Raw genomic sequence first — 2,206 nt, forward strand, 5'->3', positions numbered from 1 at the left:
TGGAACTAACAAATCAGTTTGAAGAAGCAGTGGCAGCCAGTAAAACGTTGCCGGAGAAACCTTCCAATGAAATCCTGCTGCAGTTATATGCTTTGTATAAACAAGGTACTACCGGCGATGTGGATAACGACGGGCCGTCCAACCCGTTCGATTTTGTGGCCAAGGCCAAGCATGAGGCGTGGGCGGAGCTGAAGGGGAAAACGAAGGAAGCGGCCATGCAGGAGTATGTGGATCTTGTAAAGAAACTGAAAGGGGAATAATCAGCCGGAAGCTGTTAGCTGATGGCTAACAGCTTCTTGCATCTTTTTCCTTACTTTTGAGTTATGATACCTTCATACACGATAAGCGAAAAGTCACAACATTACCTGGCGCTGGAAGAACAGTATGGTGCCCATAATTATCACCCCCTGCCGGTTGTACTGGACCGTGGCGAAGGTGTATTTTTATGGGATGTGGATGGCAAACGTTATTATGATTTTCTGTCCGGCTATTCTGCCGTTAACCAGGGGCATTGTCACCCTAAAATTATTGCCACGCTCATTGAGCAGGCGAAGAAACTTACACTTACCTCCCGTGCATTCCACAACGACCTGCTGGGGGAATACGCACAGTATATCACCGGTTATTTCGGCTATGATAAAGTATTGCCGATGAATACAGGTGTGGAAGCGGTGGAAACAGCGCTGAAGCTATGCCGGCACTGGGCGTATATAGTGAAAGGCGTTCCGAAAGACAAAGCAAAGATCATTGTGTGCGCCAATAACTTTCACGGACGTACGCTGAATATCATTTCCTTTAGTACGGATCCTGCTGCACGTGATAACTTCGGCCCTTTCACGCCGGGGTATGAGATCATTCCTTACAACAGCTTAGCCGCGCTGGAACAGGCTTTACAGGATAAAAACGTAGCCGGCTTCCTGGTCGAACCCATACAGGGCGAAGCGGGTGTAATGGTACCTGATGAAGGGTATCTTTCCAAAGCACGGCAATACTGCCAGGATGCCAATGTATTGTTCATTGCAGATGAGATACAAACCGGGCTGGCACGCACCGGCAAAATGCTGGCATGTGATCATGAAAATGTGCGCCCCGACATCCTGATACTCGGAAAAGCCTTATCCGGCGGCACCTTACCGGTAAGCGCCGTACTGGCCGACGATGAAGTGATGCTTACTATCAAGCCGGGTGAACATGGTTCTACCTACGGCGGCAACCCGCTGGCCTGCAAAGTGGCCATCACCTCCCTGCAGGTGCTGAAAGACGAGAAGATGGCCGAAAACGCCGCCGCCATGGGTCAGCTGCTCCGCAACGGTTTGAAGGAACTGCACTCCCCTTACATTACCACTATCCGTGGTAAAGGATTGCTGAACGCCATCGTTATTACGCATAAAGACCCGGAAGCTGCCTGGGATCTTTGCCTTACTTTAAAAGAAAACGGCCTGCTGGCCAAGCCAACACACGGAGATAAAATACGGTTTGCACCGCCCCTGTCCATCAACGCCGGGCAGGTAAACGATTGCGTGCAGATCATCAGGAAAAGCCTGGAACAGGCTTTCAGCTAGTGAACCTTTGTATGACTACATCCCATAAAGCCATCCGGAGTTCCGGCTGGAAAACAGACTTCTTAATCGGGTTTCCCGACGGGCTTTTCCTGCTGTTCTTCGCCACGCAGGTGATACAGGTATTTCCCATAGAAGTTCAAACATTTTATACCATCCATTTGTGTGTATGGATCATCGGGGCCGTGCTGGTAATGATCAGTGCATTCCAGGCCAATAAAGGGGATCTGCAGCACGACAGCTACCTGCTGTCGGACCAGGAACGGAGCAGGCTGCAACGCCTCGATATCAATGCACGCACTATTGCGCATATAGAACAGGAAATGGAAAAGGATGCACAGTCGTGGGAGCTGATGCTGGAACAGGAAAAGGTAAAGGAAACTACGTTTAACCGTTCCCGTGCTGTAAAGAGCGCACTGATGACGGGCTTTTTCTTTTTGCTTGGCGGCGCCCTTTCACTGGGTCCTTATCTCGCCAATGAAAATTTCACCGCTGCCTCGCAAACCAGTATCATGCTGGTTTTCCTGGGCCTTACCGTATTCAGTTTTATTAAAGCAAAAGTAACAGCGCAACGTCCGCTCCCGGTAGTGATCCGCTACTGGCTGATTGGCGCGGGGATCCTTGCGGGGGCCTGGATCTTACATAAA

3 protein-coding genes are annotated in these 2,206 nt (G+C 50.2%); all 3 read left to right on the plus strand.

Annotated features, from left to right (window positions below; translation table 11 throughout):
- Positions 1–260: acyl-CoA-binding protein (locus tag VN105_RS10740; RefSeq protein ID WP_325640670.1), on the plus strand; the 260-nt coding region annotated here is incomplete at its 5' end.
- Positions 261–323: 63 nt separating this feature from the next.
- Positions 324–1,562 carry an ornithine--oxo-acid transaminase gene (rocD, locus tag VN105_RS10745; protein WP_325640672.1) on the plus strand — a complete coding sequence of 413 codons (1,239 nt, stop codon included), beginning with the start codon at positions 324–326 and terminating at the stop codon, positions 1,560–1,562.
- Between the two features lie 11 nt (positions 1,563–1,573).
- Positions 1,574–2,206: VIT1/CCC1 transporter family protein (locus VN105_RS10750; RefSeq protein WP_325640674.1), on the plus strand; the 633-nt coding region annotated here is incomplete at its 3' end.

The sequence above is a fragment of the Chitinophaga sp. genome, assembly GCF_035564935.1.
Taxonomy (GTDB): Bacteria; Bacteroidota; Bacteroidia; order Chitinophagales; family Chitinophagaceae; genus Chitinophaga.